10 protein-coding genes and 3 pseudogenes are annotated in these 16035 nt (G+C 61.0%); 8 read left to right on the forward strand and 5 right to left on the reverse strand.

The window, feature by feature from the left end; genetic code table 11:
• Window positions 1-10 precede the first annotated feature (10 nt).
• Window positions 11-394, forward strand: a complete 384-nt coding sequence (locus tag AC2A04_RS16560) for a hypothetical protein (RefSeq protein ID WP_484213471.1) — start codon at window positions 11-13, stop codon at window positions 392-394.
• Window positions 395-983: 589 nt separating this feature from the next.
• Here AC2A04_RS16560 and AC2A04_RS16565 read toward each other — a convergent pair.
• The 3 genes from AC2A04_RS16565 to AC2A04_RS16575 form a co-directional block, all read right to left on the reverse strand.
• Window positions 984-2357 (reverse strand): transposase, encoded by a 1374-nt coding sequence (locus AC2A04_RS16565; protein WP_484213472.1) that lies wholly within the window; start codon window positions 2355-2357, stop codon window positions 984-986.
• Between the two features lie 361 nt (window positions 2358-2718).
• Window positions 2719-3594 carry an asparaginase gene (locus tag AC2A04_RS16570; protein ID WP_484213473.1) on the reverse strand — a complete coding sequence of 292 codons (876 nt, stop codon included), beginning with the start codon at window positions 3592-3594 and terminating at the stop codon, window positions 2719-2721.
• A gap of 90 nt (window positions 3595-3684) precedes the next feature.
• Complete coding sequence (locus tag AC2A04_RS16575) at window positions 3685-4419, reverse strand: TonB-dependent receptor domain-containing protein (RefSeq protein ID WP_484213474.1); 735 nt, start codon at window positions 4417-4419, stop codon at window positions 3685-3687.
• A 167-nt stretch (window positions 4420-4586) separates the two neighbouring features.
• On the opposite strand from AC2A04_RS16575, the pseudogene AC2A04_RS16580 reads away from it, so the two are divergent.
• A pseudogene (locus AC2A04_RS16580) lies at window positions 4587-6011 on the forward strand (aldehyde dehydrogenase family protein).
• Window positions 6012-6113: 102 nt separating this feature from the next.
• Window positions 6114-6365 (forward strand): annotated as a pseudogene (locus AC2A04_RS16585) (DDE-type integrase/transposase/recombinase); the annotation flags it as partial.
• 258 nt (window positions 6366-6623) lie between these two features.
• On the opposite strand, the gene AC2A04_RS16590 reads toward AC2A04_RS16585, so the two are convergent.
• Window positions 6624-7622 carry a LacI family DNA-binding transcriptional regulator gene (locus AC2A04_RS16590; RefSeq protein WP_484213475.1) on the reverse strand — a complete coding sequence of 333 codons (999 nt, stop codon included), beginning with the start codon at window positions 7620-7622 and terminating at the stop codon, window positions 6624-6626.
• Between the two features lie 466 nt (window positions 7623-8088).
• On the opposite strand from AC2A04_RS16590, the gene AC2A04_RS16595 reads away from it, so the two are divergent.
• From AC2A04_RS16595 to AC2A04_RS16615, 5 genes are all read left to right on the forward strand, one after another.
• Window positions 8089-10422 (forward strand): TonB-dependent receptor, encoded by a 2334-nt coding sequence (locus tag AC2A04_RS16595; RefSeq protein WP_484213476.1) that lies wholly within the window; start codon window positions 8089-8091, stop codon window positions 10420-10422.
• 185 nt (window positions 10423-10607) lie between these two features.
• Window positions 10608-11522, forward strand: coding sequence for a TolB family protein (locus AC2A04_RS16600; RefSeq protein ID WP_484213477.1), 915 nt, complete (start codon window positions 10608-10610; stop codon window positions 11520-11522).
• A gap of 47 nt (window positions 11523-11569) precedes the next feature.
• Entirely contained in the window at window positions 11570-12547 is a 978-nt protein-coding gene (locus tag AC2A04_RS16605) for a Gfo/Idh/MocA family protein (RefSeq protein WP_484213478.1), read from the forward strand.
• A gap of 55 nt (window positions 12548-12602) precedes the next feature.
• Window positions 12603-14312 carry a GMC family oxidoreductase gene (locus tag AC2A04_RS16610; protein ID WP_484213479.1) on the forward strand — a complete coding sequence of 570 codons (1710 nt, stop codon included), beginning with the start codon at window positions 12603-12605 and terminating at the stop codon, window positions 14310-14312.
• A gap of 26 nt (window positions 14313-14338) precedes the next feature.
• Entirely contained in the window at window positions 14339-15670 is a 1332-nt protein-coding gene (locus AC2A04_RS16615) for an MFS transporter (RefSeq protein WP_484213480.1), read from the forward strand.
• Window positions 15671-15752: 82 nt separating this feature from the next.
• Here AC2A04_RS16615 and AC2A04_RS16620 read toward each other — a convergent pair.
• Window positions 15753-15899 (reverse strand): annotated as a pseudogene (locus AC2A04_RS16620) (DDE-type integrase/transposase/recombinase); the annotation flags it as partial.
• Between the last annotated feature and the right edge of the window lie 136 nt (window positions 15900-16035).

Consider the following 16035-nt stretch of genomic DNA (forward strand, 5'->3'; position numbering starts at 1 on the left):
GGGAGGAACCTTGCTCGCCATCCCCGAAGGCCCCGTCGATGGGGCGACTTATGCGCGCGATCTTGGCATGACGGTCAAGCGTGGCGCTCGACTCGGCCGTATGGATGGCGGGCTGGTGCCTGCGCTGGGCGTGGTCGCGGACGAGGCACGCGCACTTGGTCTGCCTGCGCCGGTTGTCACCTCGGGCAATGACAGCACCCAGCACATGACTGGATCCGCGCACTACGCCGACCGGGCGCTCGACTTCAGAGGCAACAACATTTCTGATGAACAGGGCGAGCGCTGGGCAAAGCAGGTTCGAGACCGCCTAGGCGAGGGCTATGCCGTACAGTTCGAGCGATTTCCCGACAAACCGGAACGCGACCATCTGCATGTCGCTAGACGATCATCCTAAGCTTTATCCGAATAGGTTGGAGGCAACAGCCAATCCTATACCCACAATGATCATCATAATGACTAGCATTGCGGTGGCCCCTCGGCCCAAGCGGCCAGATTTGCCGCGGTATGTCGGCAAGCGATACCCCGTCACATGATCGAAGTAACCAGGCCGAGGATAAATCGGCATTCCATCCAGTCCGTAACGATCCTGGTCCATCGAGGGTCTCCTCGCCCCGGCCATTATTACCCCAATCGGACTGAATTTTCAATCATGTGCCAGGAACAGGTCGAGCCCCCCGCGTTAAGCCCGCACCCTCTCCCCTCGCAGCGCCGATGCGCTGAAATCCTAGGTTGAAGTGCCCGGATAACTCTGGATCCGCGTCTCACCTGCGCGGCGGATCGCCAGCCTTCATGCAGGCGTTGAGGCGGTTACGCTCAATCAACGAGCTGCGCGCTTCGTCAATTGCGTCCGTCGACGTGTGCCATAAATTCCTTCTCCTGCCGAGCGTCGCGAATGACAGGAAGTGGGAGATGCCGTTGAAAAAGTCGCCTTCTCGACGAAGCTAAGGGTGCTGATCGAGATGGCTGAGCAGAATCACCTGACCTCATGTCATCGCCATCTGCCTGGCGATGCTGATCTTGGCGAGCTTGCGCAGGTTCTGGGCGGCTGCGGCGAGGTGGAACTCATCCCGGGCACCATTGGGTCCGCGTAATCGCAGCCGGTCGAGCCGCATGATGCGCATCAGGTGGGCAAACAGCATCTCGACCTTCTTGCGCTCGCGGCGTGAGGCGATCCATTCATCTTCCTGCGACAGGGCCCGAGCGAGATCGCGAGCGCCCTCGTGGATCGAACGGGTCACCTTGCGAGCTGGCAGGATGGGTGTGCATTGTGGCTTGAGCGCGCAGTTGCGGCAGTCCTGCTGCCGCGCTCGGTAGCGGATGAAGCCGTCCTGGTCGGCTTCCGGGCGCGGCGAGGTGAAGTTGCGGTTGCGCGGCCTCAGGCGCTTGCCGGCCGGGCAGATATAGCTGTCATCCTCGTGATCGAAGGTGAAGTCGCTGCGCTCGAAAGCGCCATCGCTTCTGGCGGACTTGTCGAAGACGGGCACATGCGGCTCGATGCCACGCTCATGGACGAGCCAGGCGAGCATGCCCGCAGAGCCATAGCCGGTGTCGCCGATCAGCTTGCGGGGCCATAGTCCATGGCGATCGGCTGCCCGTTCGATCATCCGTTTGGCGGCGGTCACCTCGGCCTGGCGCACCGCCGTGCTCGCCTCGACATCCACGATCACCGCATTGTCGACGTCGATCAGGTAGTTGGTGGCGTAGCAGAAGTCGGCGCGGTTGCCGTGCGCCTGGGTATAGCGAGCCGCAGGATCGACGGGCGAAACGCGCTTGGGCTCAACCGGCGTTGCGCCGCCGAAAACGGCATCGTCGAGTACGGCGAGATACTCCTCGACGGCACGCCCCGCCGGACCAGCGCCAAGACCTTGCGTTCTCTCGACATAGGTCTGCCGGTTGGCCTCGGCGCGGATCAGGCTGGCATCGACAGCGAAGCCGTCGCCTCCGACCAGCCCTTCATCGATGCAGCGCCGCACGGTGGCTTCGAACAGCTGGCGAAACAGATCACTCTCACGAAAGCGGCCATGCCGGTTCTTCGAGAATGTCGAGTGATCCGGCACGTCACCGTCGAGACCCAGGCGGCAGAACCAGCGGTAAGCCAGGTTGAGGTGCACCTCCTCGCACAGGCGGCGCTCCGACCTGATGCCGAAGCAGTACCCCACGATCAGCATCCGCAGCATCAGCTCAGGGTCGATCGAAGGGCGACCGATCGCGCTGTAAAAGCCGCGCAGGTGCTCGCGCATGTCCGACAGGTCCACAAACCGGTCGATTGCACGCAGCAGATGATCGGCCGGAACGTGTCGATCCAGACTGAACTCGTATAAAAGGGCTTCCTGCGCCACCCGGCGCTCGCCCATCATCGCTTGGCGTCCTTCAGCATGTTGATGCTGAATCAGACCGTCACCCCGACTGCAAGACCGACTTTTTCAACGGCATCGGGACATTCCCGACGTTCGCAAGCGCTATCACGGACGTCCAGTTATGGCGGACGTTGCCGATCGTTAACTGGCGGCGACCAGTCGATGGACGATGTCTATTTCAAAGGGCCATTCCGGAATTAGCATAAACCCATCTGCATGCATTTTCTAATAATAAAAATACTCAATTTACTCAACTTTATAATTGTTTGCTTATTCAGTAATTTACTAAAGATGCATTGCGAATTATCTCGTCTATCGAGCCATTATTAATTTTAAGGGCAATTGAAAGAAGTATGCGCGCCTAGGGGGCTGGCAGCGAGCGCAAGGCGATGGCGCCACTGTCGAGCAGGCGGCGTCCGCTTGCATAATTGCCATCGATGTCGCCGCTCAGGCAGCGCGTGCCCAGCGCCAAGAAGACACCCCCGGCCATCGCCTTGATGATCGCATCGCAGACGCTTTGCGGCGCGTTGCCGGAACCAAGCCCGGCTATGACGATCCCGGCGTACCCCGCTGCCACCGCCGCATCAATCAGTCGGCCTGACATACCGGCCGACAGAGTCACAAGCGCGACATTGTCTTGCAAAGGACCGCGCTTGAAGGCGGCAAGGCGCTTCGTCGGCCTGGGGTGGTGGATGTGCGCTCCTTGTATCCTGCCGCTGTTGCCGTCGCGGGCCCAGAAGCCCTGGATGTGCGACAGATGGACCTTGCACGCTCGTGCTGCCGGGATGACGAGGCCGCCGAATGCGATGAGCACGCCGTGGTGCCGTGCGTCCTCTAGCCCCGCCAGAGTTACGGCGTCCTGAAGATTGCGATGCCCGTCGAAATCCGGGGCCTGGGCGGCGCGCTGTGCTCCGGTGAACACGACCGGTTTTGAGCAATCATGGAGCAGATCGGCGTAATAGGCCGATTCTTCCATCGTATCGGTCCCATGCACCACGACGATCCCGGCGATCTCGGGATCGCCCGCAGCGATGCGAATTGCCTGGGCGATCGCTGCGAAATCCGCGTAAGTCATCGCTTCGCTGAGGCCGGAATAGACTTTCTCGACGGAAACCGATGGCAGGCCCGATGGCAGCAATCGCTCCAGATCGCCGGGGCCGGTGGCACCTCTGAGGGCTCCATTGTCGCCAGGAATCGAGGTGATCGTTCCGCCGGCATCAATCAAATGGATACGCAACTGCCTGGCTCTGAAAAGGAAGGATTCAAAAAGAGCGGCGGCCTTCCGTTACAGAGCGCCGCCGCAGGTGGGTTGGGTTCGGTATGTGGCTTAGAAGTCGGTGCGGATCGAGCCCATCGCGACGAAGCCGGAGTTCATGTAGTAGCCCGGCTGCGAGGCCGCGATGCTCGTGCCGTTGCGGCCAATTGCACCCAGCGCAGTACCGGTCGGGCTGGCGACCGCGCCGAGGTAGGCACCTTCGGTCAGGTTGGTGAGGTTCAACTGAACCGTCGGGCCCTTCATCGGGCCGATGTCGGGCAGACGGTAGCCGATGGAGAAGTCCATCGTGTTGTACGATGGCATCTTCTGGTCGTTCATGAAGGTCGAATACTGCGACCCGACATGACGGAAGGTGATGACCGAGAATAGCGAACCATCGTCATAGGTGATGCCCGCGGCGCCCATGAACTTAGGGCTGCGCACCGAGGTCTTGCCCTTGGTAGGCAGGAAGTCGTTGCCCATCGGCATGTCGTCGTCGGTCGTGGCGTCGAGGTACTGGCCCGAGACGTACGGGCTGAAGTTGTGCCAGGGACGCAGGCCGACTTCCACGTTGGCACCCCAGATCGTCTTGCCACCAGCGGCAATCTGCGACTGGGTCATCACCCCGTCCTGGTCGACGATGGTGTTGACTTGGTGATTGGTCAGCTTGTTGTGGAAGCCCGCAATCGAGAAGTTCACGAAGCCCTGATAGCGATACCCCACTTCCTGCAGGAACGAGTATTCCATCTTGGTGTTCTGGTTGCCGATCGTCGTCCGAGCCCCGGACGTCACGCTGAACACGTCCATGTAGCCATGCCGGCTTTCCGTCCGACCGAGATCAGCAACGCCGAACTAAAGGCGTTGGGCAAATGGATTGCTGCGAGCAAGACCGGTGCTAGCGACCGCGGAAAATAACGGGCCCCTGCGAGGGCTGGACCTAATTAATTTGAAAATTCGCCTCTGCGGAGAATGCCATGCAAACCGAATTTCGTCTGCTGATTGACGGTGAACTGGTCGCCGGTACCGGCTCCTTCGATGTAATCAATCCGGCGACCGAGCAGTCCGTCGCCGTCTGCCCCAAAGCAGACGAGGCGCAATTGAACGCAGCCGTGGCGGCGGCCAAGCGCGCTTTCCCCGCATGTGCAGTAATACCTCAGGACGAGCGAGCCGGGTTGGTCAAGCAGATCGCTGACAGGCTGTTGGAGCGCGCCTAGGATTTTGCCCGCTTGCTAACCGCCGAGCAGGGCAAGCCGCTCGATCAGGCGCATTTTGAGATCATGGGTGCTGTCCTTACGCTCAGGGGCTTTGCCGAGATGCGTGTGACGGAAAAGGTTCTGAGGAACGAGGGCGGCAACTTCGTTTTCGAGCACCGCACCCCGCTGGGTGTGTGCGCCGCGATCACGCCGTGGAACTTCCCGATCATCCTGCTATGCAACAAGCCCGGTCCTTGTCTTGTCACGGGCAACACGATGGTTGCAAAGCCGGCGCCGACAACACCGCTGACCACACTTATGCTGGGCGAAATCCTGCGCGAAGTGCTGCCGGCGGGCGTCGTCAACATCATTGTCGACCAGAACGAACTGGGCGCTATCTTGTCCTGTCATCCGGACGTGGCAAAGGTTGCCTTTACCGGTTCGACTGCCACGGGAAAGAAGGTAATGGCCTCGAGCGCCGGGACTTTAAAACGGGTGACGCTGGAACTGGGTAGCAACGACGCCGCCATAGTTCTGGATGACATGCCGGCTAAACTGGCTGCCGAGAAAGTTTACCAAGGGGCGATGACCAACGCGGGACAGATCTGCGTCGCGATCAAGCGTGCCTATGTCCATGAATCACTTTATGATGAGTTTCTGATCGAAATCAGTGAGCCAGCGCGTCGTGCGGTAGTCGATGAAGGCACCATGCAGGGCGTCACGATCGGTCCTGTTCAGAACAAGATGCAGTACGACAAGGTGTCCGCGTTGCCGGCCCACGCAAGTGAGAACGGACAGATACTGGTCGGAGGAGCGCCTTTGGATCGCGCTGGCTATTTTATTCCGCCGACGATTGTAGTGGGTCTTGCGGACGATGCACCGCTGATACGCGAAGAGCAGTTTGGTCCGGTTCTGCCGGTACTGAAGTTCAGTGAGATCGAGGACGTGATCTCTCGGGCTAACGATTCCGAATATGGCCTTGATGGTACAGTGGGGCAAGGATACGGCGCGCGCCATCGAGATCGCACGCCAGATTGATGCAGGTACAGTCTGGGTCAACCAGCATCTCGCCATTGATGCCAACATTCCCTTCAGGGGGCAAAGTAGTCTGGCCTTGGCGGAGAGCTAGGTGAGGCGGGAATGCTCGAATACACCCAGGCTCACATCATTAACGCCGTCGAGCTTGCCCAGGCGGTGACCGTGTGAAGCAAGGGGCTGATTTCTCGCCAAAACGGCGATGGAAAGTTAGCCTCGGCCGACAGTGCTATCTACATAGCGAAGAATTTGATCCGATTGCATCGGCTCACCTACGCCCGCTATAACTTGGGCTGGCGGGTAAGCAGGACGGCGAATGCCAGCTTTGTGCTTGACGCGCTTGAGCAGGCGATTCATGGTCGGCGACCAGTTCATCGTGGTGGCATGATCCATCACAGCGCGCGCGGCAGCCAACACGTGTCTATCAACTATGCCGAGCGCCTTGCGGAGGCCGGGATCGAGCCATCGGTGGGCAGCGTCGGCGATAGCTATGACAACGCCTTGGCCGCGACGATCAACGGTCTTTGAAAGGCTGAGGTGATCCGCCGATGGTCGCTTACATCCTACGCCGCCGCCCATAAGTTTGGGCAAGCAGAGGCACATGTCGGCGACTTGGCTGGGGTTTTGCAGGTGGATGGCCATGGCGGGCCAAGCTGCCCTGGCCAAGCGCGGCTAGCAGATCCAACCCGCCTTCCTCAAACGTGGCTGACTGAAAGTTGGCTAGGCTGGCCGACGGTTACATTGCAACCAACGCGAGCGCATTCATGCTCTGGACCGTGCAGTTCATGGAACTCGAGGGCGGGTCGATCCTCTGATAACGAGTTGAGTGCGCAAGATGAGTTGTCTTGACGGGAGACTGTTATCCGCCAGGAGCTGCACCAAAATCAGCATAGCCTCACTGCCCAATTGCTCTCTGGGTTGGGCTACCGTCGAGAGCGGCGGATCGGTATATTTGGCAAACGCTATGTCGTCAAAGCCGAGGACCGACACGTCATCCGGCACCGTTCGGCCGCTGTCTTTTACTGCCTGCATTGCGCCAATGGCGAGCTCGTCGCTGCAACATGCAATTGCTGTCACCGGGATGCCGTAGGAGAGGATCAAGTTCGCCGCCCGATGGCCTGCTGCGATGGAGAAATCCCCGATCTTGCATAGCTCGGAACGCAGGGAGATCCCCGCTTTGGCCAAAGCTTCATCGTAACCCTGCTTCCGGGCCAGCGTTGATTTCGACTGCCCGCCGATGAAGGCGATGTCCCTGTGGCCTATCGAGATCAGGTAATCGATGCCTTCGCGAAAGGCGGCAGCATTATCGATGCCGACGCTGGAAATGCCCGGCACGTCTATGGGCTCGCATGTATTCACAACCGGAACGCGTCCGTTACCGCGGATCGGCGGAACTCTGCCTACCATGGTTAGCATACCGTCGACCTGCCGCGAGGAGACCATGTCGCCGTAACGTTGCTCGTCCGCCTTTCCGTTGCGCGCGTCGCCGAGCAAGAGCGAGTAACCGTACCGCTTGGCCACGTCTTCGGCTCCTCCGATTACATCGGAGAAAAACGAGTTCCCGATTTCCGGAATGAAGGTAACGATCAGGTTGGTCTTGGCCGTTCGCAGGCTGCGAGCCTGGGCGTTCGGCGTATAGTTGAGTTCGCGCGCAGCTCCCTCGACGGCCTCGCGTGTCGATTGCGCGACCTTGTCTGGATGCTGGAATGCGCGCGAAACAGTCGCAATCGACACGCCCGCCCGCCTCGCGACATCTTGGATGCTGTGCTTCTCAGTGGACATTTGATGACCATAGTCGCTGCGTGCATCCAATGGAACTCACGGTTCCGAAGTGCACCATGTTAGTCGCGTTCATCTCTCAACTCCCTCTCCGTTCAATGTCTCGTGACGACAGGCCCCTGGCAGCAGTGACAGGTCAGGGACAGGTCAGGCGGTTCGATAACCAAGCAGCTGTTCCCCGGGCGAATCGATGTAAACGTAATCATTCTTCCCTTTACGAATGGCAAGAGAGTTGGGACGCAATTTCATCTGCACCCTGTCCGCCGCCGCGCCAGATTCCTCTATTAGCCAGTAAATTCAACGGTTTTTTGGACATTGAGGATTGGGATATGGTCAAACACAGACCCATTGCCAAATTTTTTTGGAATGATATCCTTTACATTAACGCCTTCATAGAGGGGCGTCTTGGCTCCACGGGTCGGCTTAATCTCAGCACGAACTCCGAGAGTGCATTGGGATGGAGGATATGTTGAAAATTCTTGGCAACCGCGCCGCCGCTGCTCCCCTGTGGATCAAAGCGATGGCTACGACCGCGCTAATGACGATCGCATCGACGAGCACAGCCGCGCAGACTGGCGCAGTGCCCGGGGCGGCCGCGCCCGATGCAACAGTGACTGCGGCCGACGTTTCTGCCCAGATCGGTGAAAAAGCAGGCGAAGGGGGGGACATTGTCGTAACCGCAACCCGCCAATCAACGCTTCTATCCAAGACGCCGGTCACCATGACAGTCCTGGACAACAAAGCAATCCGGGACCTCGGGGTGACGGACGCGCGCGATCTCACGCGTAGTGTGCCTAACCTCGCGATTACCGGCACAGGACAGATTACCATCCGCGGCGTGACCAGCACGGACATCACCGAAAAGGGCGATCCGTCGGCTGCCTTCCTCATTGACGGCATCTATCTGGCAAGGCGCGAGGATGTACAGAGCAGCCTGTTCGACGTTGGCCGCGTCGAAGTACTGCGCGGGCCGCAAGGAACTCTGTACGGTCGCAACACGACCGCCGGTGTGATCAACGTGATCTCGGCCCGGCCGACCGGCGAATTCGGCGTTTCGGGCGACGTGTCGTTCGGCTCTTACGGCACGCGCGTGGCGAATGGCGTCGTCAACGTTCCGCTCACGGATGGCATCGGTTTGCGCGCCGCGGTGAACTACCGCAAGCAGAACGCTTACTGGCGGACGGCGTCCGGCCAGACGGCGAGCATGTACGACGCAATCTCGGGTCGCCTCTCGCTGGGAGGTAAGGCGCTTGATGACCGGCTGACCTTTATCATCATCGGTGATTTCTCACAGGATAAGGGAGATCTTCCGGGCGCCCAATCACTCGTGACAACCGATCGTTTCTACAACACTCCGCTGGTGGCCGGTGAGAACCCGCTCAGGATCGAGCGCCCGGTCTCACAGCAGCAGCTCTTGACGCTCGCGCCCCCGGCAAACCTGGGCAAAAACTTCAAGACCTGGAGCATCCGAACCGACACGACGTATGATTTCGGACCCGTCCAGCTCTCGTATCTGGGCTCATATCGTAAGTCGGATTACACTGGCACGGACTTCTCGTTCTTCGCTGGCACCACTTATCCAGTTACTTTCGACCCGCAGGATTTTGACCAGGTCTCGCACGAACTGCGCGCCGCTTTCGGTAGTGGGCAACCGTTGCATGGTCAGGTCGGCCTGTACTATTTCAAGGAGAACATCTCTGCGCTCGTGACCAGAGGGGGCTCCTTCGGTGCTTCGTTCGGCGGCGCACCGGGCGCCGTGGCGGAGTTCCTTCGGGTCGATCCCACAGGGTCGGATTCGAAGGCTGTCTTCGGCACACTGACCTACGACCTTGCTCCCAACCTCCACCTGACCGGTGGCATCCGGTACACGAAGGACCACAAGGTGCGCACCGGTACAGGGACGGCGGTCTATCCCAATGCGGCTTCGATCCCCGTGGGCACCCAGAATTGCATCGGCCTGCGCTGCCTTCGCTCGTCCGACAAGCAGGAGGCGCGCTTTACCAGAACGACGTGGCGCGCTGGCATGGACTGGGATTCGCCGCTCGGCCTGGTTTACGCGAGCGTCGCCAGCGGCTACAAGGCCGGCGGCTTCAACGATGGTTGCGCGCCCGGAACTCCAAACGCAATTGGGTGCGTCGTTCCGGTCGACACCCTGTATTACAAGCCGGAGACTCTGATCGCGTACGAGGCCGGGGTAAAGTTCCGGTTGGGAATCTGGCGCGTCAACGCTGCGGCGTTCCATTACAACTACAACGACTTGCAGGTGTCGCAAATCCTCGAAATTCCTGGACAGCAGCCAGGGTCGTTCACCTCCAATGCCGCTAAGGCCAAGGTCGACGGCATCGAGTTCACGGCAGCGGCACAGCTTTCCGATCGCGACCGGATCGACATATCGGCTAACTATCTGAACGCGCGCTACGTCCAGTTCGTGCCCAACCCCATCCAGTTCCCGACTTTCAACTTCAACGGTCAGCCGCTGAGCTTCGCGCCCAAGGGCACGGCGTCGCTAAGCTATACGCATACGATCCCGATCGGGAACGGAGGGAGGATTGACCTCAACGTGCGTCCGACCTGGAGCGGGGACTATTACATCACGGACATCGGCGGGCGCCGGCTCTATCGGCAGCCGGGCTTCTCGAAGAGCGATATCAATGTCACCTACACGGCGGAGGGCGATCGTCTTTTCATCGGCGCGTTCGTTCGAAACATCGAGAACAAGATCACGGTCGGCGGATTCGGGAACGGCAACGTGAATATCCAGGAACCGCGCATTATCGGCGCCCGTGCGGGCTTCCGGTTCTGAGCAGGCACCGCACCAGCGTGACCGTCGCCGTCTTGGACGGCGGCGGGGCGCTGTGCGGCTCGGCCCGGATGCGTGTGGGCTGCTCCGTGACAGGCACCGGCCTCGCCGGGGTGCGTGCCGAGCCGATTTGAACAGTACCGCAGCACTTCAGCCCTCAACTTACATCAGAATTATTGGAGAATGTTTTGACTACTGTGCTCGAAACGGGGCGTTCGCCCGGTCGCAAGGCTTTGCAAGACGGCCAATGTTCGCGCGTACTCACGCTGGATCTCGCGAGCGGTGAGATCGCGACGATCCTGGTGTCGGACAGGTTGATCGAATCGCCGAACTGGACCCCGGACGGCAGCTCCCTGGTCGTGAATTCGGAAGGACTGCTGTACCGCGTGCCGCTTTCGGGCGGGGCGATGGAGCATATCGGCACCGGCGCGCTCGACACGTGCAACAACGATCACGTCCTGTCGCCTGACGGGAAGAGAATTTATCTGAGCGCGTCAGGCCACCTCTATGTCGTGCCGATCGAGGGGGGCGAGCCGCGCAAGCTCTCGAATGACCACGCGACACCCTACTCTTACTGGCTCCACGGCGTATCGCCTGACGAGACGTGGCTTTCCTATGTGGCGGTGGAGCCCCGAGGCGACCAACCGCGTGGGCATCGCTATGTAGCCTTGCTGCCCACGGCGGGCGGGCAGGACGTCGCTATCTCGGATCGCGACGTGGGCGCGGATGGACCGGAATACTCGCCCGACGGACGCTGGATCTATTTCAACTCCGAGCTTGCTGCAAAGCGCCCCGGCCACTCCCAGCTTTTCCGGATGCGGCCCGACGGCTCGGACGTCGAGCAGCTGACCTTCGACGACAACGTCAACTGGTTCCCGCACCTCTCGCCCGACGGCACCAGCCTCGTCTATCTGGCGTACGAGCCGGGTACGATCAGCCATCCCGCCGATGTGGCCGTTACGATCAGGCGCATGCCTGCCGACGGGGGCGAGCCGAGCGATGTCCACCGGCTGTTCGGCGGGCAAGGCAGCTTGAACGTGAACACATGGTCGCCAGACGGTCGTCGGATCGCCTTTATCGACTACCCTGCGCGCGCGAATTAAGCGGGCAAGGTATCAAGCCGAGACGGCGATAACCGGAGCAAATCGAGATGCCGCATAACCCGATCAAATGGGGCTTTATCGGCGCCGGCCCCATCTCCAGGACCGTCGCGCAGCAGGCGGCCGCCAGCGGAACCGCCCGTCTTGTCGGCGTCTGGGGCCGGGACGACGAGCGGACGCGCGTTTTCGCACGTGAACACGGCTTCGACGCGGCGTTTGCGAAACTTGACGACCTCCTTGGCGACGATGCGATCGAGGCAGTCTATGTGGCCTTGCCGCATGCGCTGCACGTGGATGTCGTGTTGCGTGCGCTCGATGCGGGCAAGCATGTATTGTGCGAGAAGCCCTTGGGCATGAACGCCTCGGAGGTCGAGCGCGTGCGCGACCACCCGGCCTCGCAGTCGCTGCGGGTGGCGGAAGGATTCATGGTCCGGCATCAGCCGCAGTGGCAATGGATCGAATCACGCATCGCCGAGGGGGCAATCGGCGGCGTCCGGCTGGTCCAATCGCATACCTCTGTCCCTTTGCCGCCGGTGACGGCGACCATGCCGGGGCAAGGCAGCCTGCTGCTCGACATCGCGTGTTATCCAGTTCATCTGATCCGGACCATCTTCGGCGCAGAGCCGCAGACCGTGTCGGCCTGCGCGGCTAACGAGAACGGGCGGGATGTCACCATTGCCGCGCAGATGGAGTTCGACGCAGGCTGGGCGCAGCTCTTTGTGTCGCGCAAGTTCGCGCCCACTCGGCGCATGCACATCGTCGGCGAGAGCGGGAATATCGAGGTTTTCGCACCAATACACCCCCTGCCCGGAGGCTCGCGCGTGTTCTTGACGTCCCAAGGCCAGACGACGGAGCACGTGTTTCCCGCGATCGAGCAGTACGGACTGCAGTTTGCGGACTTCGCCCGCGCGGTCCGAAGCGGAACACAGCCACTGGTTGATCTAGATAACGCGCTTGCCAACACACGGTGTCTGGACGCCATCCGGCAGTCCTTCGAGCAACAGGGCAGACTGATCGCATGTACCTGATGCGGTCCTTTTCTGAACTTGGGACGGGCAAGCGTCCACTCGATGCGGTGGCGAGATGACCCCTTCTAATGGCCCGCGGCGCGACACTCAGCGAAACCCGGAATGCGACTATATCGTCGTCGGGGCGGGTTCGGCAGGATGCGTCCTGGCCGCGCGGCTGAGCGAAGATGGTCGTAAGCGGGTCGTCCTGCTGGAAGCCGGAGGGATGGACCGCGCGCTGCGCATGGCCATGCCCCTGGCGTGGCGTGACAGTTATCGCGATCCTGCGGTGAATTGGAACTACCAGAGCGAGCCCGAACCGTCTGCTGCCGGTCGCCGCGTGCCCGCGCATCGCGGCAGGGTGGTGGGCGGCACGTCTTCGATCAACGGCATGCTCTACGCACGCGGCCAACCGCAGGATTACGACAGTTGGGCCGATCGGGGGCTGGCGGGCTGGAGCTACGCGGACGTCCTTCCATTTTTCCGGCGGGCCGAAAGCGATTGGCGCGGTGCCGGGCCATTCCATGGCGGCGATGGCCCGTTAACGGTTTCGCGCCACATTCCCGACGAACCGATTCATTCCGCGTTGATGGAAACCGCGACACGCTTGGGCTTTCCCATACTCGATGACTTTCACGCCGAAAGGATCGAGGGCTTCGGCGTGCCGGACTTCACGATCAAGGCCGGCCGCCGAGCTTCGTCCGCGCAAAGCTACCTTCATCCCGCCCTTCGGCGCTCCAACCTCTCGCTTGTCACCGGCACGCTCGTGCGCCGAGTGCTGATGGAGGGGAGCCGCGCCATCGGTATCGAATTCGAGCGCGATGGTTCGGTGGAGCGCCTGCACGCGGCGTGCGAAGTCATTCTGGCTGGCGGTGCATTCAACTCGCCCCAGATTTTGCTGCTATCGGGCATTGGGCCTGCCGCCGAGGTGAAGGCCGCCGGCGTCAACCCGATCCATGACCTGCCGGGCGTGGGTCGGAACCTGCAGGATCATCACGCGGTCAATCTCGTGCTTGGTTTGCGTGATCCGGTGGGCTTCGAAACCGCTTTGCGCCTGGACAGGATGGCCGCTGCGGTCCTGCGCTGGGGCCTGAACAGGGGCGGACCTGTCGCCACCGTCCCGGTTTCCGCGATGGGATATTTTCGGACCGATCCGTCAGTTGAGCGTCCCGATGCCCAAACGATCATTACGCCCGTGGCAATGCATTCCCGTCTCTGGCTGCCCGGGCTGCGCTCCGGCGTCGGCCATCAGATCGCGGCGTCGGGGGTCCTTCTACGTCCCGCAAGTCACGGCACGGTATCGCTACGTTCGCCTAGCCCGCAGGATCCCCCGCGCCTCTTTTTCAATTTGCTTGGTGCCACCCGGGACCGCATGGACTTTCGCGGGATCGTGCGCTTCCTTTGCCGGTTTTTCGCGCAGGAGCCGATCGCGAGCATGATCGACAAGCGCGTCACGCCTGAACTTCCCATCGAGAGCGACGACGAGATCGACGCCTTCGTGCGAAATACCGTGGGGACGGCGATGCACCCGGCAGGAACCTGCGCGATGGGCATCGGCCCTGATGCCGTTCTTGATGCCGAGTGCCGGGTGCGCGGCATACAAGGCCTGCGCGTGGTGGATGCGTCCGTGATGCCAGCGGTGGTCAGCGGCAACACCAATGCGCCAGTGATCATGATCGCGGAAAAGGTTGCAGACCTGATCCGCGGGCGGCAGCCGCTAGGTTCGGCAAAATTGCATGACCGCGGAGCTGGCGAACCCGCTCTCGTAAGCGATCGATTCCCATGACCGGTACCGCGAAGGAGCGAAACGATATGGCGGAAGACGCGGTGCCCCCCCTCAACGTCGACACGCTGCTCGATGAAAGCAATTGGTCGGCCAAGCGCTTCTTGCTGATCGTGCTCATTGCCTCGGCGATGGTATTCGACGCCTTCGACAATCAGCTGTTGGGACTTGCCGCACCGAGCATCCAGCAGGATTTCGGGATCGGGAAAGATGTCCTTGCGAACATCTTCGCCGCTGGCCTGGTCGGAGTGACTATCGGATCGGTCCTGGCCGGAAGGCTGGGCGATGTCATCGGGCGGCGGATCGTGATCCTCGCCTGTATCATCTGCTTTTCAGTCCCGTCCGTGCTCATCTCCCGCGCCGACAGCGTCATGCACCTCATGATCCTTCGCTTCATCGCCGGAATCGGCCTGGGCGGTTTCATGCCAGTCGCTCTGACGCTGATCGCCGAATTCACCCCGGCTCGCTGGCGCAGCATGGTGGTGATGAGCGCGGTCGCCTGCATTCCAGTCGGCGGGATTGTTGCCGGGGCCGTATCGGCCAAGTGGATGGATGTACTCGGTTGGCGAACGCTTTTCGTCATCGGCGGCGCGTCGCCACTCGTCTTCTCGCTGTTCCTCCTTGGCGTGCTGCCTGAGTCGCCCAAGTTCCTCGTCGACAAGCAGGCCGATCCAAAACGCGTGCGGCGCGCGCTTACGCAGCTGAACATCACCGTCGCCCCCCTGGCCAACTTCCCGGCCCCAGCTCTCGACGTCGCCAGGCATCACACTTCGGAAATTTTCCGAAATCCTTATCGTCGCGACACGATCGCGCTGTGCGTCGCTTTCTTCTTCTCACTCCTGAACAGCTACACCAATCAGAGCTGGTTACCCTCCACGCTGTCGCTGCTGGGCATGGACGTGGCGGACCGGGGCATGGCATCCGCGATTTCGAGCGCTGGTGGGCTGGTGGGAATATTGTTTGGAGCGGTCATCATGATGCGCTTCGGCTCGCGTTGGCCTCTCACCATCTTTTGCTTGGGGGCGATCGTTTGCGCGCTGGCGTTGACCCAAGCGGACGTGCTGTTCGCGACCCATCCCAGCGCAGTATTCTTCCTGCTTGCGATGCAAGCCGCCCTTATGGGGCTCGTGCAGGCCGCGCTCTTTTCGCTTGCAGCGCACATTTTCCCGGCGCCACTTCGCTCCACGGGCATCGGAGTGTCGAGTGGTGTGGGGCGGCTTGGTGCAGTGATGAGCGCGTTCACCGCCGCTTGGGCGCTCCAATCCGCAGGCGCGGACGGATATTTCATCGCGATCTGTATCGGCACGGCCGTCGTCCTGTTCGCCCTGGTCGCTATTCGGCGCCATATCCCAAAAGCCTGACACGGCGGCGCGAGCAGCGGAAGTAACATCGAAGCACGACTGGGTGGCTCTCCTCGGCGCGATCGTGCCGCTTCAGGGCCTACTTCAAGAACCGCAATACCGCGGATTTGTCACGCCTTTTGGTGACGCAGGAACCAAGGATCTCCCCTTCGCGATCAACGGCCCGCCACAGGTAATGCATCTCGCCGGTGATCTTTACGTACACTTCATCGAGATGCCACTTCCATTCTAGGCCTCAACGGCTGCCGAAAGCGGGCCCGGCAGCCGTTGAGAAGAATTGCCGACGCGAGGCAACAGGTCGCACCAATTTTGCAGTGACGGCCCTGTCGATCCTCAACAGATTTCGCCGCCACGCTTTACCGTTC

The organism is Novosphingobium sp. HNCC26DJ243 (assembly GCF_057180545.1).